Here is a 21874-nt window from a genome sequence, read left to right on the forward strand (position 1 = left end):
AAATTGTTAAATAATTGTAGCATAACTGATGTTGAGATAAATGTTGTTAATTATTATTTTATCCATTCTCTAGGCTTAATAAACTCATAAACTTTGGCTTCTTCTGAGCCTTCTTCAGGTTGCCAATTATATTTCCAAGTAGCCATTGGAGGCATTGATGATAATATCGATTCAGTACGACCACCACTTTGCAAACCAAAGATAGTCCCTCTATCAAATACTAAATTAAACTCTACGTATCTGCCTCTACGATATAGCTGGAAATCTTTTTGTTTTTGAGAGTATTCGAGATTTTTTCTTTTCTCTACTATTGGTAGGTATGCTTCTAGATAAGAATTTGCACAATCTGTTACAAATGCAAAACATTCATCAAAAGACTTATCGTTTAAATCATCAAAAAATAATCCACCAACGCCGCGGCACTCATCACGATGTTTTAGGTAGAAATAATCATCACACCATTTTTTAAATTTTGGATAATATTCTTTATCATGTTTGTCGCAAACATCTTTAGCAGTTTGGTGCCAATGTATAGCATCTTCTTCAAAAGGGTAATAAGGTGTTAAATCAAAACCACCGCCAAACCACCAGACTGGATTATCTGCGTCAGCTCCTGCTACAAATATTCTAAAATTTGCATGTGATGTTGGCACAAAAGGATTGTGAGGATGAATAACAAGCGATACGCCTGTCGCGATAAAAGATTTACCTGCAAGTTCTTGTCTTTTAGCTGTAGCGGACGATGGTAAAGCATCTCCATGGACTCTTGAGAAAGCAACGACACCTTTTTCAAAAATTTCACCGCCTTCTATAATCATAGAGTTACCATAACCTTTAAGCTTTTGATCAGGAGTATTTGGTTTTTCCCACTTATCACTGATAAATTTTGCATCGTTTGTTTCACATTTTTCTAATGCAGATGTTATATTCTTTTGAAGTTGTGTTAAAAATTTTTCAAATTTTGAGATTTTTTCTTTCATGTTTTAACCTTAAAATTAGAACTTTTCTCTAGATAAGATAAAAGTCACGAGTTTATGGAATATATTTTAGCAGTAGGGAGCATAAAATACTCTTTGAGTAAGCAAGTTTTTAAAAATTTTATTTAAACTGATTAAATATTTGAGTAGATTACTTGCGATATCTTGCTATTCTTAGTATACTTTTGTCTTGCTCTTTGCTATGTGAAGTAATTTCTGCATAGCTTATCAGTAAAAACTAACTTAAATGATAAACCGGAAGGAGTTTACAAAATGAAACATTATGAAATCGTATTAATGATTCATCCAGATCAATCTGAGCAGCTAGATGCTATGCTTGGTAAATATCGTGGAATCATTGAAGAAAAAGGCGGTAAAATCCACAGATTTGAAGATTGGGGTCGTCGTCAATTAGCTTATCCTATCGAGAAACTTCATAAAGCACACTATGTACTTTTCAATGTTGAGTGTGATGTTGAGTCTCTAGAGAAGCTTCAAGAAAACCTAAAATACAACGATGCAGTTTTACGTCGTTTAGTAATTTCTAAGAAAGAAGCTGTTACAGAGCCATCTATTATGATGGAATCAAACGAAAAAGAAGTAATTTAATAGAAGGATTTTAAGATGAGTCGTCGTAAAGTTTGCCGTTTCACTGTTGATGGCGTAAAAGAAATTGATTATAAAGATGTAAATAAGTTAAAAGCTTATGTTACTGAAACAGGTAAAATCGTACCAAGTCGTGTAACTGGTACATCAGCTAAGTATCAAAGACAGCTTTCTACAGCTATCAAAAGAGCAAGATTCTTGGCGTTATTACCTTACTGTGATCGTCACTTTAACTAATACTGGAGGTTGATTACAATGCAAGTTATTTTAAAAGAAAAAGTTGAAAACCTTGGTGTATTAGGTGATGTAGTAAACGTAAAACCAGGATATGCTAGAAACTTCCTTATCCCTTTTGGCAAGGCTGTTCAAGCTACTAAAGCTAACATCGAAACTTTCGAAGCTCAAAAAGCTGAGTTAGAAAAAGCAGAAAAAGCTAGATTTGATGCTGCAGTTGCCGTTGCAGATATTATCAAAGATAAAACTTACACAGTTGCAGCTCAAGCTGGTGACGGTGGTAAGCTATTTGGTTCTGTTGGTACTGCGGAAGTTGCTGAAGCTATCACTAAAGAATCTGGTAAAGAAATCGAGAAAAGCCAAGTTCGTATGCCAGAAGGTGTTATTAGAACTACTGGTGAATTCGAGCTTACTGTACATGTTTACACAGATGTTGACGCTGACATCAAAGTAAATGTTGTAGCTTCTGAAGGTTAGTTTTATAATATATAAACTAACACATTCTGTATAAATATTAAAACCATGTGTTAGGCATGGTTTTTTTGTATTTAAAATAAGGGTTTTTGATGTCTACAGATTATCACTTTAAGCTGGCTGAAACTACTTATTCTCTTGAGGCCGAAAAAGCTATTTTAGGAAATATACTTCTACATAATCAAAATATTGAACTTGTAGAGGATATGCTCCTTGAAGATGATTTCTTTGATAAAAAGCATAAGATTATTTATAAGCAGATATTTGCTTTGAACCAAGCTAACACGCCTTTTGATGTTTTAATTCTAAGTGAGTATCTTGCAACTGAAGGACTTTTAGAAGAGGCTGGTGGTGAGGCTTATATAGTCGATCTAGCTACAAATACCCCATCTATTTCAAACATTAAAACATATGCAAATATAGTCAAGGATAAAGCCAAGCTTAGAAGCCTTCAGAATAGTATTAATGATATTGTTCAGAAAATTTATTCTGCTGATTCAAAAAATCCAGATGATGTAATTGATTATGCTGAAAGTAGAATCTTAGATATAACTAAAGAGCGCGAAACTATGACAAAAGGTCCAGAGTCAATAAAGACTGTGATACCTAAACTTGTTGATAGAATGAGCGCTATAGTTGATGCTGGTACAGGTTTGACGGGTACATCTACAGGGTTTATAGATTTAGATAAAATGACATCTGGTTTACAAAGAGCTAATATGGGGATTATTGCAGCTCGTCCTTCTATGGGTAAAACTGTATTAGGTATAAACATCGCTCAAAACGTCGCAAAATCTGCAAATAAACCAGTGCTTGTATTTAGTTTGGAGATGCCATCAGAAGATATTGTTACAAGGATGCTAGCTTCCCAAGCTCGAGTTGAGATGAATCTTCTTAAAGAATGTAATCGTCTAAATGATGCTCACTGGGTTAAGATTACAAAAGCTATGAAAGATCTTAGTGATATGCCGTTGTATATTGACGATACATCAGGACTAACTCCTGCTGAGATGCGTTCAAGAGCTCGTAGGCTATATAATGAACATGATGGTTTATCAATGATTCTGATAGATTATCTTCAACTTATGAAAATACCTGGCTATGAAACAAACAGAACGCTTGAGGTATCAGAGATATCAAGATCATTAAAAGCTTTGGCTAAAGAACTTGATATACCTGTTATAGCCTTATCACAATTAAATCGTGCTGTAGATGATCGTAAAGATAAACGACCAATGATGTCAGATTTAAGAGAGTCTGGTGCAATTGAACAAGATGCTGATTTGATTATGTTTATTTATCGAGATGAAGTTTATAATAAAGATAGCGAAGATAATAAAAATCTAGGTGAAATAATAATAGGTAAGCAACGTAACGGCCCTATTGGTACAGTGCATGTGCGCTTTGATGGTCAGTTTGTTAGTTTTGCGAATTTAACAAATGAGAATGATAATATTTTACCTGGTGATATGGGTTATAACGAATAATTTTTATGAAAAGAGATTTTTATGCAACAAAATAAAGTAAATTTACTTGGGTTAAATCAAAAAGCAATAGAAGAGTTTTTTTTAAGTATTGGTGAGAAAAAATTTCATGCTAGACAGGTTTTTAAATGGATTCATAAAAAAGGTGTTATAGATTTTGATTTCATGACTGACCTTGGTAAAAATTTGCGTGCTAAATTAAAAGAGCAAGCAGAAATAAATATACCAAAAGTTGTTTTTAGTAAAGCATCTAAAGATGGTACTCATAAATGGCTTATTGATGTTGGTGGCAGTGCGGTTGAAACTGTATTTATTCCAGAGGAAGGACGTGGAACCTTATGTGTATCTTCACAAGTAGGGTGTACTCTAAACTGTAGTTTTTGCTCTACTGGTAAACAAGGCTTTAATAGAAACTTATCATCAGCTGAAGTTATCTCTCAACTTTGGATAGCCGCTAGAACACTATCAAAAGAAAATGGTGAACATGATTTCACAGTTACAAATATTGTAATGATGGGAATGGGTGAGCCACTAATGAATTTTGAAAATGTGGTTCCAGCTATGGATATCATGATGGATGATTTAGCTTATGGTTTATCAAGAAGAAAAGTAACACTTAGCACTTCAGGAGTAGTTCCTCGAATCTATGACTTACTAGAGCAATCTGGAGTATCTTTAGCAGTATCACTTCATGCCCCAACAGATGCTTTGCGTAATGAAATTGTTCCAATTAATAAAAAATATAATATTGATGAACTCTTAGATGCATGTAAATTATATGCAGAAAAGGGACCTCATAAGCATATAACTTTTGAATATACTCTTATGCAAGAAGTTAATGATAACTTATCAGATGCTGAAGCTCTGGTAGAATTATTAAAATCTCGTGAAGTTCCTGCTAAAATTAATCTTATACCATTTAATCCATATCCAGGTACACCTTATAAAAAGCCTAGTGGTAATAGAATTCATAAATTTAAAGAATATCTTCAACATAAAGGGTTTGTTACTACTGTCAGAAAGACGCGTGGTGATGATATTGATGCTGCTTGTGGACAGCTTGCTGGAGATGTAATGGATAAAACAAATAGAAAGCAAAGATACCTAAAGAATATTGGGGATAGTGATGCCAATTAATTTAAAAAAGATTATAGCTATAACTATTTTATCTAGTGGCTTGTCAGCCTGTATGACACCGTCAAATCAACAAAAACCAACCAGTTCACAACAGAATCAAAATAAGAATAATGAAGTGGTGGAGGGTAATGTTGCGAAATATACAGTATCAGCTGAGCCTGAGCTTGAACAGAAAGCAGACTATAGAAAAGCTACTGAACTAACAGCAGAATTAGTTATTGCTTATACTACAGAAGGATATTTAGATAGAGCAAAGGATAGGCTCATAAAGGCACAGAATCTAGCAAAAGAACATGGTTATAATTTAGCTATAGTAGATTATGCAGCAGGATACTACTACCAAATGATTGGTGCAAATTCTATAGCAGAAAAATATTATGATAATGCTGTTTATTATCATCCTAAAGATTTTGAAGCTATGAATTTTTATGCTCAATATTTATGCAGTCAAAAATATGACTTCAAAAAAGCTCAAGAATTGTTTGAAAAATCTATGTATATGTCATCAAACAATGATATGGCTCAAACTTTATTTCTTTATTCTGAATGCTTATATAAGCAAGGAAGAAAAAAAGATGCATTAGACTTTATGAAAAGAGCAGATCAGTTTAGAAAAGATTATAGAGCTGCTAAGTTAAGACTAGCAGAAATGTATTTTGAAGCAAAAAATTATAAAGCTTGTTATAAAACTATCTATAGTATGAAAGGTGATAGAGCATTTTTTAACAATAAGAGAATTTTAGACTTAAGACTGAAGCTAGCTGAATATGCCCATAATAGAAATGAAGCAGCAGCAGTAAGATTAATTTTATCATCAAATAATTATAACGATGAGGATATGGAGAAATTCTTCTCTAAAGTAACAACGCAAGGAGATACTTCTAAAGATGCGTAGAACAACACAGTTTAACCAAGCAACGCCTGAAAGATTGCAAAAGATATTAGCTAAATATGGTATTGGCTCAAGAAGAAAAATTGAAGAATTTATTCAGCAAGGTAGAGTTAGAGTTAATGGTAAGGTAGCTACTATAGGTGATAAAGCTACAGAGAAAGATAAAATTAGTTTTGATGGAAAAGCTTTGCACTTATATGGTCAACCAATGACTAGACCTAGAGTGATTATATATCATAAGAGAGAGGGTGAAGTTTGTACTAGTAAAGATGAACAAGGTAGAAAAACGGTTTTTGATTCGTTACCAAAGCTGGCTAAATCTCGTTGGATAATGGTAGGGCGCTTAGATATAAATACTACGGGGCTTTTATTATTTACAACAGATGGTGATCTTGCAAATAGATTGATGCATCCATCTTATGAAATAGAGAGAGAATATGCAGTACGTGTATTTGGTGAACAATTATCAGAAGAGACTATCGCAAAACTTAAAGAAGGGGTTGAGCTGGAGGATGGTATTGCTAAATTTAACAATGTAAAATTCTCTGGTGGAGAAGGTGCTAATCTCTGGTATTATGTAACTCTTTCTGAAGGACGAAATAGAGAAGTTAGAAGAATGTTTGAGGCAATAGGTGCTACTGTTAGTAGACTTACTCGAGTTAGGTTTGGAGACATTATTCTACCCAAGTTTATATCAAGAGGTAAGACTCTAGAACTTAACCCTTCTGAGGTTAATAGACTTAGAAAGTCTGTTAAACTTAAAGAATATTCTTTTCCTAAGAAACTGGTAGATAGATTAGAGAAAAAATAATGAATTTTGAAAATCAGTTACAAGAAGTTTTTGATATTGATCTTTGGGAGCTTAAAGAGCAATATAAACCTTGTAAGTCTGAATCTTTAGTAGTCGCTGAAGAACAAAAAGAAACACAAAATGAAGAGGCTGTTATAGAACCTCAACTTCTTTACTCGAATGAAAAAAATAGCTCCAAACTTATAAATTTTTTCATATCAGACACATTAAACATAAATCTCTATAAAAATATTGCTGCTAATTTATTTTTTAATTCACAGATTAACATTTTTCATTCAGAAATTGATCCTGTATTAGATAAATATAAAGGTATTAATATTTTAGAGAAAGATCTTATCATTAAAGATACAGACTTGCTTAGTATCCAAAGCAAAAAAAATATTCTTTCTAAGCTTTATGAATATGCAGATTTCGCAGTTAAATAAATCTTTTTCTAAAGAAGTAGTAAATTTAATAAGAGTATCAGATAAAGATTTTAGCTGGTCTGATAAACAGGTTATAGATTCTTTAACAGATGATATGGTTTTTGGTTTAATTAATGATAATCAAGAGCTTTTAGCTGTAGCTATTTTTAGTAAGATTTTTGAAACAGTAGAGCTCTTATATATTTGTGTATTGGCTAGTAATCAGAAAAAAGGTTTAGGCTATCAGATTTTACAGAAATCATTAAATGAGTTTTCTAAAAAGTCCGAAGTTGAGAATATATTTTTGGAAGTAGATGTTAATAATCAAAGTGCTATAAAGCTTTATAATAAGCTTAATTTTAGAGAAATTTCAAAACGTAAAAACTATTATAAAAAAGCTAATGGTAAATATAGTGATGCGTTAATTTACCAGCTAAAAATATGAAACTAGAATAAATTATGTTATAGTGAGTGACAACAACAGGGGTGCTAATTTCATGAAAGAAATGGCTGAGAATTACCCTTTGTACCTGATCTAATTAATATTAGCGTAGGGAGTTTGTTTGATATCTCTTTTATAAGAACCATCATTCAGACTCTTATTATTTTGTTTAAGTAATAGGAGATAAACATTGGAAAATTTCGGCTATTTAACTTTAAATATATCACTAGTAATTTACTTCATTCATTTTTTACCACAAACTATACATAATCAATTTAAGCATAAGACTTTTGAGATTAGTCTCTGGACTCATTCATTAATGATTTTTGCTAATGCGTTAGATTTGGTTTATGCAGTTGGATTTAATATGCAATGGCAGTATATTTTAGTAGATGTTATTTTATTGAGTTTTTTAAGTATACAGCAGCTTCAGATTTTAAATGATAGACGAGAAAAATACTTTTTTATTCATACATTATTTATATTTTTCTTTTTAGCAATAATAGCTTTAGTGACTTTCTTAACTAAACTAAATGAAAATGCTTTGCTTTGGAGTGGCTCTATAAGTGGAGTTATTTATAACATTTATTGGCTTCCTCAAATTTATAAAAATTTTCGTCAAAAAGAAGCAGAGGGGTTTAGTATATTTTACTTAGGGTTTTCATTGATTAGTATTTTATGTGATATAAATAGTGCTATATTTTTAGGCTGGCCTTTAGTTTCTGTAGTTGTTTCAAGTTGTTTATCAATTTTAGTATTAATCCAAATATTTCAGTATATTTTTTATAAAAATTTAGTTTCAATACGATCACATATAAACTAGCTATAAACTTACCAGAGCTTTGTGATAAAATGATGAACAATAAAATATAGTGAAAAGTTGTTTGAACTAATGAGATTTTTTAATAAATTTTTAGCATTACTAGTAATGATTATGTTTTGTGGAAGTGCTTTTGCTGTAGATAATACATATACAGCCTATAATATAGGTCAAGCATTAGGAAAAGTATCTCATAAGAGTTTTAAAGCGATGGATCAAGAGTTACGCAAAAAAGACTTTATAGCAGGATTTGATAATACCATATTAAACCAAAAACCTGATGTTAATAAGGTATCTGATAAAGATTCATATGAAGTTGGTATGATTATAGCAGCTCAATATAAGTCAAAGTTAAAAAAAATGATTACAATTAATGAAGAAAATTCAAAAAGTTTTGTAGAAGGGTTTAATAAAGCAGCAGATGCAAAAGAAGTGGAGCTAAGTACTCAAGATAAGCAAATTTTGAAACATTTTAAGATTTATAATGAGGATGAAGATAATTAAGTCAGCATATTTAATAATAAATATTGATTAATATATTTTGCTCCTTTATTCTTTATTCTTAATTACCTACTATTATTTTAATAGGCTATGCAAAAGCTAAAAGATATCCAAAGTCTCATTGAAAAAGATATGAAAGATAATAACCAGTTTATTATAGATTCTCTTTCTTCTGAAGTAGTTTTAATTAACCAAATTAGTCACTATATAATTAATAGTGGAGGTAAAAGGTTGCGCCCTCTTTTGGTAATGCTATTTTCTAGGGCTTTGAGCTATGATGGTAAAGATCACTTAGCGTGTGCTGCTATTATTGAATTTATCCATACTGCAACTCTTTTACATGATGATGTGGTTGATAATTCACAGCTGCGTAGAGGCAAGGAGACAGCCAATAATGTATTTGGTAATGCTGCGAGTGTGCTTACAGGAGATTTTCTTTACTCAAGGGCTTTTCAGATGATGGTGAGCCTAGATAGTATGCAAATTATGCAAATATTAGCAGATGCTACTAATAAAATATCGGAAGGAGAGGTGTTACAACTTTTGAATGCCAGAAATTCTGAACTCACAGAAAAAGATTATACTAATGTAATATATTGCAAAACAGCAAAACTCTTTGAGGCTGCTTGTGAATTAGCAGGCGTTATTAGCTTGAGTAAAGAACAGTATTTACAATATCAGGATAATATTAAAAATTATGGAGTTTATTTAGGTAATGCTTTTCAGATCGCAGATGATGTTTTGGACTATGTTTCAGATGCTGAAAGTCTAGGAAAAAATATTGGCGATGATCTTGATGAGGGTAAAATGACTTTACCTACTATTTATGCTTTAGCTAATGTAGATACTAATAAACAGCAAACTCTTAAAAATGCTATAGAAAAAGGCGAGTACAATATAGATGAAATTGTAACTATTGTTAAAGATAGTGGTGCCGTTGAATATTCTTATAAAGTTGCCTGTCAATATGCTGACAAAGCAAAAAAGTCTATAGGTTTCTTACCTGAGTCAGAATATAAACAAGCTATGATTTTATTATGTGATTTAGCTGTTAAAAGGAAAAGCTAGAAACATAAATAGTTATTGAACTTAAGGTATGTAAAAAATATTAGTATCTCTAATTACAATAACTAATAAATTTTTAGAAGCTTTAAAAAGCCTAGGATTTACTTAAAATCTTTTAAAGTTATTTCAAAAGCTAAAGCTTGATTTGGACCAATGCTTGCAGGGGCTCTAGTACCATAAGCTTTATCAGGAGAGCAATATAAAATAACTGTAGATCCTTTCTGAATTTGAGGAAGGGCATCTTTCCAACATTGGATTAGATTTGTAAGAGGAAAAGTCACTCCATCACTTGAGTCAAAGCTAGGCCCAATTAACTTTCCATCTTTTACATCATCAAATTTTGAACTATCTGCGTCATAAGCAACAACTGGTGTAGTACCTTTATATGAGATAGTTACTTGACTATCTGCATTAGGTTTTTTACCATCGCCTTGTTTGATCGTTTGATAATATACACCATCATCAACCTTTACTACGCCATCTAGCCCAGCTACTTTTGATATGAACTCTTTTGACTTAGTTTTATTATTATCAGAAACCTCTAATTGTTTCTTGATCATTTTATCTTTTAAAGATTCCATATTTCTTCTAATTTGAGATTCTGAAATCTTTGGTTGATTGCTTTTAACAGCATCTTCAAAGCCAGCAATTGTTTGATCATTATTTAAACCGAAATTTTGCTTAGCTATACCAGAACCAACTTGATAACCAACCACATAACTAGCATCAGCATTCATCTTTAATTTTAAATCATCCGTATCTGTAGTATTTGCAACTAGATCTTTAGCTTGTTCTGATTGAGTTGTTTGGTTTTTTTCTACTTGTTGTGTACTAGTAGATTGTGATTGCTGCTCAGTACTTGCTTTAGTATTCATATTTTGAACACTTGTAGTATCATTATCTGCTTTTTCAGCAGAACATGAGCTAATTGCTATACCTAGTATTGTGCATGATACAATAGCTGCTACTTTTTTTAGTTTCATATTTTCTCCTTATCTTTGTATATCATCTTTTAAAATATCAAAAAAATTAAAAAGCTCTTTGTCTAACATCTGTGATGGAGATATATTAGAAAGAGCTTTGAAAATTACATTTTTCCTTTCCGGATTCTTTTCTTCCCAGCTGTTAAGCATATCCTTTATAAAGACTCTTTGCAAATTGTCTTGTGAGCCACATAAGTTACATGGAATAATAGGGAAATCTTTTAATTGCGAGTATTCCAAAGTTTCTTTTTCAGTTACAAAAGCAAGAGGGCGAATTACAATATTTCGCTTATCGTCACTTAAAAGTTTTGGAGGCATAGCTTTTAGAGACCCATTATAAAATAAGTTTAAAAAGAATGTTTCAATTATATCATCGCGATGATGTCCTAAAGCTATTTTTGTAACTGAATTTTCTTCTGCAAAGTCATATAAAATACCTCGGCGCATTCTTGAGCAGAGTCCACAGGTGGTTTTACCTTCTGGAATAACTCTTTTAACAACGCTATATGTATCTCTTTCAATAATATGAAAATCTACTTCTTTGCTTTGTAAATAGTCAGGTAATACTTCTTCAGGAAATCCTGGTTGTTTTTGATCTAAGTTAACAGCTACTAGATCAAATCTAATAGGAGCTTTTTTCTGTAATAGCATTAGCATTTCAAGTAGGCAATATGAATCTTTACCGCCGGAAAGGCAGATCATAATTTTGTCACCATCTTCAATCATATTATATTGATTAATCGCTTGAGCGGTTTTTCTTAGAATTTGTTTTTCAAGCTTTTTAAGAGTTTGTTTATTTATATTAGTCATTATTTTTTATAATTAATTGTTTAATATCATTAGGAATACGTTCTAGCTTATTTTTTTTAGAGTTAAAGCAGGCTACTTTTACACTTGCTGTGGTATAAATTTTTGAACTACCTAATATTCTCAGCTCAAAGCTAAATTCAATACTAGCAGCACTATATTTAAGGATTCTTTGAGTAATTTCAATTTTATTAGGGTGAAGAAGAGGGTGTATATACTTACAACTCTGTTCAACTATTACAAAATGAATAGAGCTTTCCTCTCCCCATTCCATAATATTTGTATTTTCATAAGCCCATGTAGTACGAGCTTCTTCAAAATAGTCAAAATATCTAGCATTATTTACATGACCATTTTTATCAGTATCTGAAAATCGAATATTTGTAATATATTTATAAGTCTCCATTACATTTATCCCTAAAAAATATAAGATAATAGTGGTTTACGTGGTACTTCACAACTTTCAAGCTGAGTAGCGTATTTTTGAGCAACATCTGAAGTTTTACGAGCATAGTTTTTTAAAAAGGAGTTGTTTTTATGACTCCTTCTTTTATATCCACCAATTCCTTCATGGTATGCTAAGTATAAATCGTAGGTATTTGTTTTGCTTATGCCTGTTTTGTTATGAACATTGTTTAGATACCAGCCTATAAAATCAACAGCATCTGCATAGTTTGACCTAGATACAAAAGATTGTTTAGTTTCTCTTTTATAATGTTTCCATGTACCATCTAAAGCTTGAGCATAGCCATAAGCACTAGAAGCACGACCCTTTGGAATAAATCCAAAATAATATTTCATTGAAGGTTTTGCTTCAGCTCTAAAAGAAGATTCTTGACGTACAAATGCCATTTGCACATTTAAAGGTACACCCCAGCGGTCATATGATTCAACCATATCGTAATACCAGTCAGGATATTGGTGAATTATACTACAGGCATTGTTTATATTTTTTGGAGGTTTTGTTGAGCAAGAGCCAAGAATGATTACTGAAGCAATTGATGTAGTTAATCTAATTATTTTTTTCATATTTATAAGTACCTATAAAAGACATCTACAACCTTATCTTGGAATCTACGAGCATTATAGCGTTGAGATCTGTTAAGATCATTAAGCATAATAGAGAAACTTACACGATGGTCTTTTGCCGTTAATACATAACCTGATAGTGTAGATACTCCGGACAAAGTTCCTGTCTTGGCATGCACTTTTCCAAGTAACTTGCCGCCCATTCTATATGCTATAGTGCCACTCATTCCAGAAGCCGGTAAATAATTATAGAATTTTCGACCTATTTTACTATTAAATGATTTGGTTAAAAAGTTAACCATAAACTGAGGAGATACTCTATCTAAGTGCGATAAGCCAGAACCATCATACATAGTTAGAGCAGATGTATCTAAGTGAAGTTTTGAATATAAAATACTTTCTACAGCATCTGTACCAACTTTTGTTGAACCAATGCCTTTTTGTTTAAGTCCTATGGTATTTAATATTGTTTCAGCATATAGATTATCAGAATGTTTTAATGTTTGATCTATAAAGTGACCAATAGTCGCTGAATTAGTAGCTATTTGTTGAGTGTATCCTGCGGGTATATTACTACTAATAGTAACATCTCCATGCTTTATGCCATTAGCACTCAAGAAATCATTAACTGTATCAACCGTTTTAAGGGCTGGGTTTCTTATTGCTAATTTAAACATTTTTTCTGCAGCTCTAGATAAATACCCCCTGATATATAACTCGTTTTCATCATCCATTGATATAATAGTTGCTTGAGATGCGCTAGTATATTTTGCAGAATTATTTATATGAATATTGCTAGCATTACTTAATTTTATAACTCTAGTTGTTAAGCTATTAGCATTTTTTGCAAGTTTTATTACAGTACAATTTCTATTTAATGTAAAGCTGGATGCTGGAGCACCATAGCAGAATGTACTATCTTCCTTAGACCAGCCTTCTGGAATATATGGCCCAGAAAAAACACCAACTAAGTAAACATCTCCTGTTATTTGTGATATTCCTTTTTGTGTTTTAATTTTCCTAATAAGAGAAGCTAATTGACTGCCTGTAAGAGCGGGATTACCTGTGAATTTTATATACATATCGCCATACAAGACGTGATTTTTCACCTTGCTTGATGGGTAGTTAACAGATGTTGTAAATCTAAAATCACTAGGAATTGAAAATAAAGCTCCAACCATTGTGAAAACTTTATTATTACTAGCAGGTTTCATAGATCTGTTTTGAGCATAGGAGTATAAATTATTGCCTGTTTGAGTTCTCTGAGCCGCAATGGCTATTTTTGCATCTCCTAAGCCATATTTTTTTACTAAGTATTGAATATCACTGCGTGCACTTGCACTAAAACCACTATGGATACTAAATGTAAAAAAACAAAAAGTTATTAGAAATTTAGTTTTCTTTATCAAAACTTATACCAGTAGTATTATCTTTAAAATTTATAACTGTAAATAATAGCATTTTATGCCTTATAAATATAGTTGATATACTTAATTTAACAGTGGTTGTCGGGAAAGAATATTCATCAATACCGCATGCTTGCAATTATTTTTCTATATTGTTAAAATATCCGCCTATAAAACTGTAACGGGGTTAGTTCCCTAATTTTAGTAAACTAATAAACTGGCATTTTAAGTGAGGTGAGAAAGTATGCCAAGCGTTAGAGTTAAAGAAAGAGAGCCTTTTGACGTTGCTCTTAGAAGATTCAAAAGATCTTGTGAGAAAGCTGGAATCGTATCAGAAGTACGCCGTAGAGAGTACTTTGAGAAGCCAACTTGGGCACGCAAAAGAAAGAAAGCTGCTGCTGTTAAAAGAGCTTATAAAAGCAATATGATGGCTAGAAGGTAGTTTTAATTATTTAATCCACCTCCTAATGAGAGCATATAGCTCTCATTTTTCACTAGGAATTCTTATTAAATGTCACAAATTTTTGATCAGCTGACTCTTGATATGAAAGAGTCAATGAAAAATAAAGATAAAAATAAATTAACAACTATTCGTATGGCTATGTCTGCCGTTAAGCAAAAACAGATAGATGAAAAAGTTGATATTACAGATGAAATCGTAATAGCTATAATTACAAAAATGATTAAGCAAAGACAAGATTCATACAATCAATACATCCAAGCTGATAGAGCAGAGCTTGCTGAAGGTGAAAAGAAAGAAATCGAAATTTTAACAAAATATATGCCTAAGCAGTTAAGTGATGAAGAGGTTGTCGCAATTGTACAAAAAGCTATAGAATCTGTTGGTGCTACATCTATGAAAGAAATGGGCAAAATTATGGCAAGTGTCAAAAAAGAGCTTGCTGGTAGAACAGATATGAGCAAAGTTAGTGCCATTGTAAAATCAAATTTAGCATAATTAACTTAATATCAGTATGGCAAAAAGAATCTCAAATGCATTTATAAAAGAGTTAGTTGCTACTGCTGATATTGTTGATGTTGTATCTAGATATGTAAATCTTAAAAAATCAGGCAAAAACTATAAAGGGTGTTGTCCTTTTCATAATGAAAAGACTCCTTCATTTTTTGTAGCACCAGATAAAAATTTTTTTCATTGTTTTGGTTGTCAAGAATCTGGCGATGCTCTTACTTTTATAAAAAAAATTAATAATCTTGAATTTATTGATGCTGTAAAAAATCTTGCAGAAACTGTTGGTAAACTGATTGAGTATGAGAACTACTCACAAGAAGACATTCAAAAAGAGCAACTTTATAATAAATGTATTAGCTTTTTAGAAACTACACAAAAGTACTATCGTTGGAATCTTGGGAATTCTACGATGAAAGATAAAGCTATAAATTATCTTAAAAAAAGAGGAATAGATAGCAATCTTGCAAAATTTTTTGGGATTGGTTACTCATCAGAAGGTTGGAACAATATTACCCAGTTGGCAAGATCAATAAAGATCAATAATGAAGTACTTATTGAGACTGGGCTTGTGGTTAAAAATGATAAAGGAAATATTTATGATCGTTTTCGTGGTCGAATAATGTTTCCCATCAGAAATATTCAGGGTAATGTTATTGCATATGGTGGTAGAGTTATAGATGATAACGATGGTGTCAAATATATTAATTCACCAGAAACTATAGTTTTCCAAAAGAGTCATATTTTATATGGTCTATATGAGTACAGACAAAAAAAGAAAGAAAATCAAAATACTGTTTCACAAAACTTAGTTGTTGTTGAAGGGTATATGGATGTTGTTGGATTGGCACAACATGGCTTTTATGGAGCTGTAGCAACTTTAGGGACTGCTTTTTCTCAAAATCATGCAAAGATTCTTTTTAGAGAAACTAACTCTGTTGTCTTATGCTTTGATGGTGATAGTGCAGGACAAAATGCAGTTATTAGAACAATTAAAATAATTTTGCCAATACTTGATGGTAATAAAAAATTAAAGATTTTAACTCTTGCAGATAGCAAGGATCCAGATGATTATATAAAAGAGAATGGTTTAGAAGCTTTTAATATGGCTTTAAATAAGTCGGTAGTAGTATCAGATTATTTAATTGATAATTTCACTGATGATAAAGACCTTAGTAAAGCAGAATCTAAAGCAGAGGTTTTAGAAAATTTGAAGAGTTTTGTCTATGATGTTCAAGAAAATATTTATTCAGAAAGCATTATAGCAGCTGTAGCAGATAAAATAGGTCTAAAGACAGAACAAGTAAAAAAATTATTAAAGAAAAAAAGTTCTCCTAATAACAGTATTAATAGGCAAGATAATTATAGTAATCTAACACAAAAAAGGCTTTCAAAAACTCTTTTGCTTGAGGAAACAGTGTTAGCCGAATTGTTAGTTAATTTAACAGATTTTAAAATCTTACAAGAACATAATGATTTTGAAATATTTAGCGCATCAAAAAACCTTGATATTTTGGCAAAAAGCTTGAAAATTCTTAAAGAAGACTCATCTAATGAAATTGAAGCTGTTATACTTATACAGTTATTGACAGAGGACTATCCTGACTATAGAGAGTATTTCTTTGAATTGTTAAGCTATGGAATTCAAAATACTTTGAAAAAATATGCTGATGGTAAGTATCAAGAACAGATGAAAGAAATGCTAAAAAGAGTTGAAAACTCTAGTGTAAAAAAAAGGCTAAAATATCTAGGTACATTACCTTTTAGAACTGATGTTCAAGAAATGGAGCGTAAGTACCTAGTAGCAAAGCTATAAACATTTAAAATAAAAATATCTATTTTGGAGTATTAGATGACAAGAGAAGATTTACTCTCAGATTTAAAAGACTTGATAGTCGATGGTAAAGAAAGAGGATATCTAACTAGAGCCGATATCTTGGATGCCTTACCTGGTGATGTTTCTGAAGATCCAAAAGTATATGAAGAAATAGAAGCTATACTTGTTGATAATGGTATTGATGTTTATGATAGAACACCTCAAATAGAAGAGGTTGATGAGAGAAAGGTTAGTGAAGCTAATCTTGATGATTTAAAAGGAAAAACTTCTGATCCTATACGTATGTATATGCGTGAGATGGGAATTGTAGATCTTTTGGATAAAAAAGGTGAAACAGAAATCGCGGTAAGAATTGAAGAAGGTACTACAGAAGTATTTAGCACAATTCTAAGTTATCCAATTGTAATCAAAACATATATTGAGCGTTTTCGCGAAGTTGAAGAAAAAGCGATAGACTATATGGCTTCTCAGGACATTGAAGAAGAGCCTGTTGCAAAGTATGTTCGTTTTAATGAAATTATGGCTGGTTTTAGTGATGAACAAGTTTCTGAAGAAAAAGTAGCAGAAGATGATCATGATGAAAAGATTGACACACAAAGAGCGTATGAGTTTTTTGTAAATCTTGAAAAAATGTTTGAAGAGTATCAAGCAAAACCAACTAAAAAACAATATGCAAATATTGTTAAAGAGTTTGAATGTTTAAGACTATCAACATCTCATTTACAAAAATTAGTAGACTATATTCGTTTACCTTATGCAAGAGTTAAAGAGTTCGAGAGAAAAATTCTAAGACTATGTGTTGAAAGAGCAAAAACACCAAGACAAGAATTTATTGAAATTTATACTATAGGGTCTACTGAGTGGCTTAAACCATTAATTAAAAAGTATAGGTTTACAGATAATACAATTCGTGAGATTGAAAACCTTACTAAGCAAATTAATCAATTCCAAGATCTAATGATGATGGATATTGAAGAGCTTAAAAAGGTAAATCTTGAAATCTCTAAGAGTGAAGCAAAAATTACTCAAGCAAAAAAAGAGATGATTGAAGCTAACTTAAGATTGGTAGTTTCGGAAGCTAAAAAATATACAAATAGAGGTTTACATTTCTTAGATATTATCCAGGAAGGTAATATCGGTCTAATGAAAGCTGTAGATAAGTTTGACTATCGCAAAGGATTTAAGTTCTCTACTTATGCTACTTGGTGGATTCGTCAGGCAATAACTCGTTCAATTGCCGATCAAGCTAGAACAATCCGTGTCCCTGTACATATGATTGAAACTATAAATAAGGTAAATAGAATCAAGCGTCAAATCCTACAAGAAAAGGGGCGTGAGGCTACTGAAGAAGAGATTATTGAACATACACCAAATATGACTAAAGATAAGCTGAAGAAGATTCTTAATATTTCTCATACGCCAATATCTATGGAAAGTCCAATTGGTGATGATGAAGACTCAACAGTTGGTGACTTTATTGAAGATAAAAATAATTACTCCCCAATAGAGGCTGCTAATTTAGAGAACTTAAGAGAAGCTATAAAAGAGCTTATCGAGACAGGTCTTACAGAAAGAGAAGCAAAAGTTCTAATGATGCGTTTTGGTATTGGTATGAATACCGATCATACTTTAGAGGAAGTTGGTAAACAGTTTAATGTTACTAGGGAGCGTATTAGACAGATTGAGGCAAAAGCTCTTAGAAAACTTAAACATCCATCTAGATCTTCATTCTTAAAGACATTCTTATAAAATCTTTAATACTTCACATTTCTGCTAGTTTCTTTCTTTATAGTCTTTATCTATAGTTATTAATTTTGTTATACTCGCCAGATATATAGGAGTATAAACATGAAAAAGATAATAGTTATTGGAGCAGGTTTTGTTGGAGTTAATTTCCTTAACAAAATAGTAAAGCAAAAGAGTAGAGAATATGATATTACTTTGTTTGATAAAAATAATCATCATGTCTTTCAGCCAATGTTATATCAAGCAGCAACGGCTTTTATTCCTTTAAATAACGTTGTCTATCCTATAAGGAAACTATTTAATCAAAAAAATATTAAATTTAAAATGGAAGAAGTTATTGATATATTACCTAATAAACAATCAATAAGGACTATTCATAATACCTTGTATTATTACGATTACCTAATTATTGCAACAGGAGTTAGGTATGATTTTTTTGGTAACTCAAACTGGGAAAAGTACACTCTTTCTTTAAAAACAGCACAAGATGCACAAAATATTAAATCACATATACTTGAACAATTTGAGCTAGCTGAAATTGCTCAATCAAAATCAGAAAGAGACTATTATTTAACTTTCATAATTATAGGAGGAGGAGCTACAGGTGTTGAAATAACAGGAGCCATATTAGACTTATTACATACTGATTTTCTAAAAACTTATAATAATTTCTCAGTGGCTGATATCTCTATTATATTAATTGAGGCAAGCAAATCTATTCTTTCGGTATTCCCCGAAGATTTATCAAATCATGCATATACTTCTTTGAAGTATCGAAATGTTAATATTCAACTTAAAGAACCCGTGACAAATATTTCTGAGGGTTTGGTAACCACTGAAAAAAATACCTATAATGGTGCTACAATTATATGGAGTACTATATTAAAAGGAGAAGGCTTAGGTGAATGGATGAGTAATCAACTTAATAATCAAGGTAAGATTAAAGTTTCAGATGATTTAACTCATCCAGATTTTCAAAATATATATTTGGCAGGCGATATTTCATATATAGAAAATAATCCCTTACCAGGCTTAGCCTCTGTTGCAAAGCAACAAGGTAAATATATTGCTAGTAATATAGTGAGAAAAGAAAAAAGCAGAAAATTAAAACCTTTTAAGTATAAAGATCTTGGTAGTATGGCAATTATTAAGAAACATGAGGCTATAGCTAATATTTTTGGCTTGAAATTTAAGGGGAAACTTGGTTGGTTTATTTGGGGCGGTGTACATATAACTTTTCTAATAAGTATAAGGAATAAATTTGTAGTTGGTTTTAATTGGCTGACCTATTATCTTTTCAAAAGAATAGGCTCTATTGAATTTATAAAAACTAAAAAAAAGAAAAAATAATCATTTTTTTATATAACCATAGTTCTTCCTACTCTATCAACTCCATCTCTCTCCCACATATATGCGAGCTTATATGGCTATCCAAATTCTTATTTACCTATAAGCTAAGGCTATTTATCATAATTTTCTTATAACTAAACTCAATCGTAAAAAGGTTTACTGCTATTTGATATGGATGTTAGTGTAAAGGTGCACATAAACAAAAAGGAGGTGCAAATATGAATAAACATGAAGCAAAAGGCAAGTGGGAACAGTTTAAGGCTAAAGTAAAAAGTAAGTATGCTGAACTTACTGATGATGATTTAAAAAAGATTGAAGCTGGCACAGAAAAACTAGCTGGTAAGCTACAAGAAAAATATGGTATCAGTAAAGAAAAAGCTGAAGAGCAAGCAAAAGAATTAGAACGTGACTTTAACTCATAAAAAGAGGAGAGAAAGCAATGAAAAAAATTACTATTTTAACTACAGCAGTATTAGCAGCGTCAAGTATAGCAACTGGATACGCAGCAACTGATAATAGTGATTCATTGATGAATCAAGCCGGCGAGAAACTCAATGATGCAGGTGATGCAGTAGCGACATCTACTAAAAATGCATATTACAGTGCAAAAGATGCTGTAACTCCAGATGCTTCCGATAAGGTTGAAGATGCAGCTGAGGATACTAAATCTGCTGCAACTGATAAGTTAGAAGAAGCTTCAGACTCCGTAGAAGAAGCAGGAGATAATGTCAGTTAATCTAGCTGTCGAAGTTGAAAATAAAACACATAATAAGAAAATGTGTAATATGAGTAGACTTTTAACTCAAGAAAAAAGGGGTACAATTCAAAGCAAAAATCATATAAAGATACGTTAGTTTTGCATAATATGTTAGAAGCGTTCGAAAAAGCTCCTGGGTTTGATAAAAATAATTGGCCAAGTACTGCCTCAGAATATTGGAGCTAATAAAAATCAAATTATCTCTTTTTTTAGCCAATGCAAAAAAGAGATAATCTAATTTTATTTCAATTAAAAGAGGAGGAGATCATGAAAATAGCATCAGAAAAACCTCAACAGCAACCTGGTCTAACTGAGCATATGAGGGTTAAACCTATACATATGTACAAAGATTATAGCTCTGCAAATAAGTTAAAGGATAAGGTTGCTATAATAACAGGGGGAGACAGCGGTATAGGTAAGGCAGTCGCTCTTCACTATGTAAAAGAAGGTGCTAAGGTTGGTTTTACTTACCACAAAAGAGAAGAAAAAGATGCAGAAGAGACTTTAAACGAATTGTACAAACTTACTGATAATAAAGCTAATATTATAGCATTTGAAGTAGATGTTAGAGATATTCAGCAGTGTAAGAGTTTTATTAGTAAAGTGTACAAGCACTTTGGAAAAATAAATATATTAGTGAATAATGCTGCGGTCCAATTTCCAAAGAATGACTTTAAAGAAATATCAGATAATCAGTTAAAAACGACATTTGAAACTAACTTTTACCATTGTTTTTATACTACAAAAGCAGCATTAGAGTATATGCAAAAGGGTGATTGTATTATAAATACAGCTTCTGTAACTTCATATAAAGGAAAACCTGATTTGATCGACTATTCCTCTACCAAAGGAGCCATTGTAGCTTTTACTAGATCACTAGCTAAAAATATTATTGATAAGGGAATAAGAGTCAATGCAGTAGCACCTGGACCTGTTTGGACACCGTTGATTCCCTCAAGTTTTGAAAAAGAAAAAGTAGAAGATTTTGGTAAAGCATGTCTATTGGGAGAACCTGCACATCCAGCTGATATAGCTCCAGCATATGTATTTTTAGCTAATGAAATAGAAAGTAAGTACTTTATAGGGCAAGTATTACATCCAAATGGTGGGGAAATAGTAAATGGTTAAAAGCGGAGGAGAACAGT

At 31.6% G+C, this 21874-nt stretch carries 26 protein-coding genes and 1 riboswitch; of the genes, 20 read left to right on the forward strand and 6 right to left on the reverse strand.

Going from position 1 to position 21874, the window contains the following annotated elements:
* Positions 1 to 53: 53 nt before the first annotated feature.
* Entirely contained in the window at positions 54 to 980 is a 927-nt protein-coding gene (gene hemF / locus QI37_RS00670; protein ID WP_040007622.1) for an oxygen-dependent coproporphyrinogen oxidase, read from the reverse strand.
* A gap of 270 nt (positions 981 to 1250) precedes the next feature.
* On the opposite strand from hemF, the gene rpsF reads away from it, so the two are divergent.
* From rpsF to QI37_RS00730, 12 genes are all read left to right on the forward strand, one after another.
* Positions 1251 to 1586 (forward strand): 30S ribosomal protein S6, encoded by a 336-nt coding sequence (gene rpsF, locus QI37_RS00675; RefSeq protein ID WP_040007623.1) that lies wholly within the window; start codon positions 1251 to 1253, stop codon positions 1584 to 1586.
* A 15-nt stretch (positions 1587 to 1601) separates the two neighbouring features.
* Positions 1602 to 1820, forward strand: coding sequence for a 30S ribosomal protein S18 (rpsR, locus tag QI37_RS00680; RefSeq protein WP_040007625.1), 219 nt, complete (start codon positions 1602 to 1604; stop codon positions 1818 to 1820).
* A gap of 18 nt (positions 1821 to 1838) precedes the next feature.
* Positions 1839 to 2294 carry a 50S ribosomal protein L9 gene (gene rplI, locus QI37_RS00685; protein WP_040007627.1) on the forward strand — a complete coding sequence of 152 codons (456 nt, stop codon included), beginning with the start codon at positions 1839 to 1841 and terminating at the stop codon, positions 2292 to 2294.
* An 89-nt stretch (positions 2295 to 2383) separates the two neighbouring features.
* On the forward strand, positions 2384 to 3778 hold the full coding sequence (gene dnaB / locus QI37_RS00690) for a replicative DNA helicase (protein WP_040007629.1): 1395 nt from the start codon (positions 2384 to 2386) through the stop codon (positions 3776 to 3778).
* A 21-nt stretch (positions 3779 to 3799) separates the two neighbouring features.
* Positions 3800 to 4912, forward strand: coding sequence for a dual-specificity RNA methyltransferase RlmN (gene rlmN / locus QI37_RS00695; protein WP_040007630.1), 1113 nt, complete (start codon positions 3800 to 3802; stop codon positions 4910 to 4912).
* Complete coding sequence (locus QI37_RS00700; protein ID WP_040007632.1) at positions 4902 to 5807, forward strand: CDC27 family protein; 906 nt, start codon at positions 4902 to 4904, stop codon at positions 5805 to 5807. Before rlmN ends, QI37_RS00700 begins: the two co-directional genes overlap by 11 nt.
* Positions 5800 to 6615, forward strand: coding sequence for a 23S rRNA pseudouridine(2605) synthase RluB (gene rluB / locus QI37_RS00705; protein WP_040007633.1), 816 nt, complete (start codon positions 5800 to 5802; stop codon positions 6613 to 6615). Before QI37_RS00700 ends, rluB begins: the two co-directional genes overlap by 8 nt.
* Positions 6615 to 7040 carry a hypothetical protein gene (locus QI37_RS00710; RefSeq protein ID WP_040007634.1) on the forward strand — a complete coding sequence of 142 codons (426 nt, stop codon included), beginning with the start codon at positions 6615 to 6617 and terminating at the stop codon, positions 7038 to 7040. The genes rluB and QI37_RS00710 overlap by 1 nt, the downstream gene beginning before the upstream one ends.
* On the forward strand, positions 7018 to 7464 hold the full coding sequence (locus QI37_RS00715) for a GNAT family N-acetyltransferase (RefSeq protein WP_040010623.1): 447 nt from the start codon (positions 7018 to 7020) through the stop codon (positions 7462 to 7464). Before QI37_RS00710 ends, QI37_RS00715 begins: the two co-directional genes overlap by 23 nt.
* 27 nt (positions 7465 to 7491) lie before the next feature.
* A riboswitch (TPP riboswitch) is annotated at positions 7492 to 7594 on the forward strand.
* A gap of 57 nt (positions 7595 to 7651) precedes the next feature.
* Entirely contained in the window at positions 7652 to 8284 is a 633-nt protein-coding gene (locus QI37_RS00720; RefSeq protein WP_040007636.1) for a PQ-loop repeat-containing protein, read from the forward strand.
* 69 nt (positions 8285 to 8353) lie between these two features.
* On the forward strand, positions 8354 to 8785 hold the full coding sequence (locus QI37_RS00725; protein ID WP_040007637.1) for an FKBP-type peptidyl-prolyl cis-trans isomerase N-terminal domain-containing protein: 432 nt from the start codon (positions 8354 to 8356) through the stop codon (positions 8783 to 8785).
* Between the two features lie 87 nt (positions 8786 to 8872).
* Positions 8873 to 9850 carry a polyprenyl synthetase family protein gene (locus QI37_RS00730; RefSeq protein ID WP_040007640.1) on the forward strand — a complete coding sequence of 326 codons (978 nt, stop codon included), beginning with the start codon at positions 8873 to 8875 and terminating at the stop codon, positions 9848 to 9850.
* A gap of 98 nt (positions 9851 to 9948) precedes the next feature.
* Here QI37_RS00730 and QI37_RS00735 read toward each other — a convergent pair whose 3' ends face one another.
* Genes QI37_RS00735 through dacB form a run of 5 tightly spaced genes read right to left on the reverse strand, consistent with a single transcriptional unit; the run spans position 9949 to position 14075 of the window.
* Positions 9949 to 10830 (reverse strand): FKBP-type peptidyl-prolyl cis-trans isomerase, encoded by an 882-nt coding sequence (locus QI37_RS00735; RefSeq protein WP_040007642.1) that lies wholly within the window; start codon positions 10828 to 10830, stop codon positions 9949 to 9951.
* A 9-nt stretch (positions 10831 to 10839) separates the two neighbouring features.
* Complete coding sequence (ttcA, locus tag QI37_RS00740; protein WP_040007644.1) at positions 10840 to 11640, reverse strand: tRNA 2-thiocytidine(32) synthetase TtcA; 801 nt, start codon at positions 11638 to 11640, stop codon at positions 10840 to 10842.
* Positions 11633 to 12043, reverse strand: a complete 411-nt coding sequence (locus tag QI37_RS00745) for an acyl-CoA thioesterase (protein WP_040007646.1) — start codon at positions 12041 to 12043, stop codon at positions 11633 to 11635. Before QI37_RS00745 ends, ttcA begins: the two co-directional genes overlap by 8 nt.
* An 11-nt stretch (positions 12044 to 12054) precedes the next feature.
* Complete coding sequence (locus QI37_RS00750; protein ID WP_040007648.1) at positions 12055 to 12666, reverse strand: transglycosylase SLT domain-containing protein; 612 nt, start codon at positions 12664 to 12666, stop codon at positions 12055 to 12057.
* A gap of 2 nt (positions 12667 to 12668) precedes the next feature.
* A complete protein-coding gene (dacB, locus tag QI37_RS00755; protein ID WP_052399110.1) occupies positions 12669 to 14075 on the reverse strand; it encodes a D-alanyl-D-alanine carboxypeptidase/D-alanyl-D-alanine endopeptidase in 1407 nt (468 codons plus the stop codon).
* Positions 14076 to 14316: 241 nt separating this feature from the next.
* Here dacB and rpsU point away from each other — a divergent pair, with 241 nt between their 5' ends.
* The 8 genes from rpsU (at position 14317) to QI37_RS00795 (ending at position 21857) form a co-directional block, all read left to right on the forward strand.
* The gene (rpsU, locus tag QI37_RS00760) at positions 14317 to 14514 is read left to right on the forward strand and encodes a 30S ribosomal protein S21 (protein ID WP_040007650.1); all 198 of its coding nucleotides are present in this window, start codon (positions 14317 to 14319) and stop codon (positions 14512 to 14514) included.
* 69 nt (positions 14515 to 14583) lie between these two features.
* Positions 14584 to 15030, forward strand: coding sequence for a GatB/YqeY domain-containing protein (locus QI37_RS00765; protein WP_040007653.1), 447 nt, complete (start codon positions 14584 to 14586; stop codon positions 15028 to 15030).
* 16 nt (positions 15031 to 15046) lie between these two features.
* On the forward strand, positions 15047 to 16855 hold the full coding sequence (gene dnaG, locus QI37_RS00770; RefSeq protein WP_040007654.1) for a DNA primase: 1809 nt from the start codon (positions 15047 to 15049) through the stop codon (positions 16853 to 16855).
* Between the two features lie 36 nt (positions 16856 to 16891).
* Positions 16892 to 18625 carry an RNA polymerase sigma factor RpoD gene (rpoD, locus tag QI37_RS00775; RefSeq protein WP_040007656.1) on the forward strand — a complete coding sequence of 578 codons (1734 nt, stop codon included), beginning with the start codon at positions 16892 to 16894 and terminating at the stop codon, positions 18623 to 18625.
* 99 nt (positions 18626 to 18724) lie between these two features.
* Entirely contained in the window at positions 18725 to 19972 is a 1248-nt protein-coding gene (locus QI37_RS00780; RefSeq protein ID WP_040007657.1) for an NAD(P)/FAD-dependent oxidoreductase, read from the forward strand.
* A 218-nt stretch (positions 19973 to 20190) separates the two neighbouring features.
* Positions 20191 to 20394 carry a CsbD family protein gene (locus tag QI37_RS00785; protein ID WP_040007659.1) on the forward strand — a complete coding sequence of 68 codons (204 nt, stop codon included), beginning with the start codon at positions 20191 to 20193 and terminating at the stop codon, positions 20392 to 20394.
* Between the two features lie 17 nt (positions 20395 to 20411).
* Positions 20412 to 20708 carry a hypothetical protein gene (locus tag QI37_RS00790; RefSeq protein WP_040007661.1) on the forward strand — a complete coding sequence of 99 codons (297 nt, stop codon included), beginning with the start codon at positions 20412 to 20414 and terminating at the stop codon, positions 20706 to 20708.
* A gap of 288 nt (positions 20709 to 20996) precedes the next feature.
* A complete protein-coding gene (locus QI37_RS00795) occupies positions 20997 to 21857 on the forward strand; it encodes an SDR family oxidoreductase (protein ID WP_040007663.1) in 861 nt (286 codons plus the stop codon).
* Positions 21858 to 21874: the final 17 nt, after the last annotated feature.

It is taken from the genome of Candidatus Francisella endociliophora (assembly GCF_000764555.1).
GTDB lineage: Bacteria > Pseudomonadota > Gammaproteobacteria > Francisellales > Francisellaceae > Francisella > Francisella endociliophora.

Coding starts and splice junctions, on each gene's coding strand:
- QI37_RS00765 (WP_040007653.1), top strand. CDS start 14,584: ATGTCACAAATTTTTGATCAGCTGACTCTTGATATGAAAGAGTCAATG.
- QI37_RS00795 (WP_040007663.1), top strand. CDS start 20,997: ATGAAAATAGCATCAGAAAAACCTCAACAGCAACCTGGTCTAACTGAG.
- QI37_RS00785 (WP_040007659.1), top strand. CDS start 20,191: ATGAATAAACATGAAGCAAAAGGCAAGTGGGAACAGTTTAAGGCTAAA.
- hemF (WP_040007622.1), bottom strand. CDS start 980: ATGAAAGAAAAAATCTCAAAATTTGAAAAATTTTTAACACAACTTCAA.
- rpsF (WP_040007623.1), top strand. CDS start 1,251: ATGAAACATTATGAAATCGTATTAATGATTCATCCAGATCAATCTGAG.
- ttcA (WP_040007644.1), bottom strand. CDS start 11,640: ATGACTAATATAAATAAACAAACTCTTAAAAAGCTTGAAAAACAAATT.
- QI37_RS00710 (WP_040007634.1), top strand. CDS start 6,615: ATGAATTTTGAAAATCAGTTACAAGAAGTTTTTGATATTGATCTTTGG.
- dnaG (WP_040007654.1), top strand. CDS start 15,047: ATGGCAAAAAGAATCTCAAATGCATTTATAAAAGAGTTAGTTGCTACT.
- rpsR (WP_040007625.1), top strand. CDS start 1,602: ATGAGTCGTCGTAAAGTTTGCCGTTTCACTGTTGATGGCGTAAAAGAA.
- QI37_RS00790 (WP_040007661.1), top strand. CDS start 20,412: ATGAAAAAAATTACTATTTTAACTACAGCAGTATTAGCAGCGTCAAGT.
- QI37_RS00725 (WP_040007637.1), top strand. CDS start 8,354: ATGAGATTTTTTAATAAATTTTTAGCATTACTAGTAATGATTATGTTT.
- rpsU (WP_040007650.1), top strand. CDS start 14,317: ATGCCAAGCGTTAGAGTTAAAGAAAGAGAGCCTTTTGACGTTGCTCTT.
- rluB (WP_040007633.1), top strand. CDS start 5,800: ATGCGTAGAACAACACAGTTTAACCAAGCAACGCCTGAAAGATTGCAA.
- QI37_RS00700 (WP_040007632.1), top strand. CDS start 4,902: ATGCCAATTAATTTAAAAAAGATTATAGCTATAACTATTTTATCTAGT.
- rpoD (WP_040007656.1), top strand. CDS start 16,892: ATGACAAGAGAAGATTTACTCTCAGATTTAAAAGACTTGATAGTCGAT.
- QI37_RS00735 (WP_040007642.1), bottom strand. CDS start 10,830: ATGAAACTAAAAAAAGTAGCAGCTATTGTATCATGCACAATACTAGGT.
- QI37_RS00750 (WP_040007648.1), bottom strand. CDS start 12,666: ATGAAAAAAATAATTAGATTAACTACATCAATTGCTTCAGTAATCATT.
- QI37_RS00780 (WP_040007657.1), top strand. CDS start 18,725: ATGAAAAAGATAATAGTTATTGGAGCAGGTTTTGTTGGAGTTAATTTC.
- dnaB (WP_040007629.1), top strand. CDS start 2,384: ATGTCTACAGATTATCACTTTAAGCTGGCTGAAACTACTTATTCTCTT.
- QI37_RS00715 (WP_040010623.1), top strand. CDS start 7,018: ATGCAGATTTCGCAGTTAAATAAATCTTTTTCTAAAGAAGTAGTAAAT.
- QI37_RS00745 (WP_040007646.1), bottom strand. CDS start 12,043: ATGGAGACTTATAAATATATTACAAATATTCGATTTTCAGATACTGAT.
- QI37_RS00730 (WP_040007640.1), top strand. CDS start 8,873: ATGCAAAAGCTAAAAGATATCCAAAGTCTCATTGAAAAAGATATGAAA.
- rlmN (WP_040007630.1), top strand. CDS start 3,800: ATGCAACAAAATAAAGTAAATTTACTTGGGTTAAATCAAAAAGCAATA.
- rplI (WP_040007627.1), top strand. CDS start 1,839: ATGCAAGTTATTTTAAAAGAAAAAGTTGAAAACCTTGGTGTATTAGGT.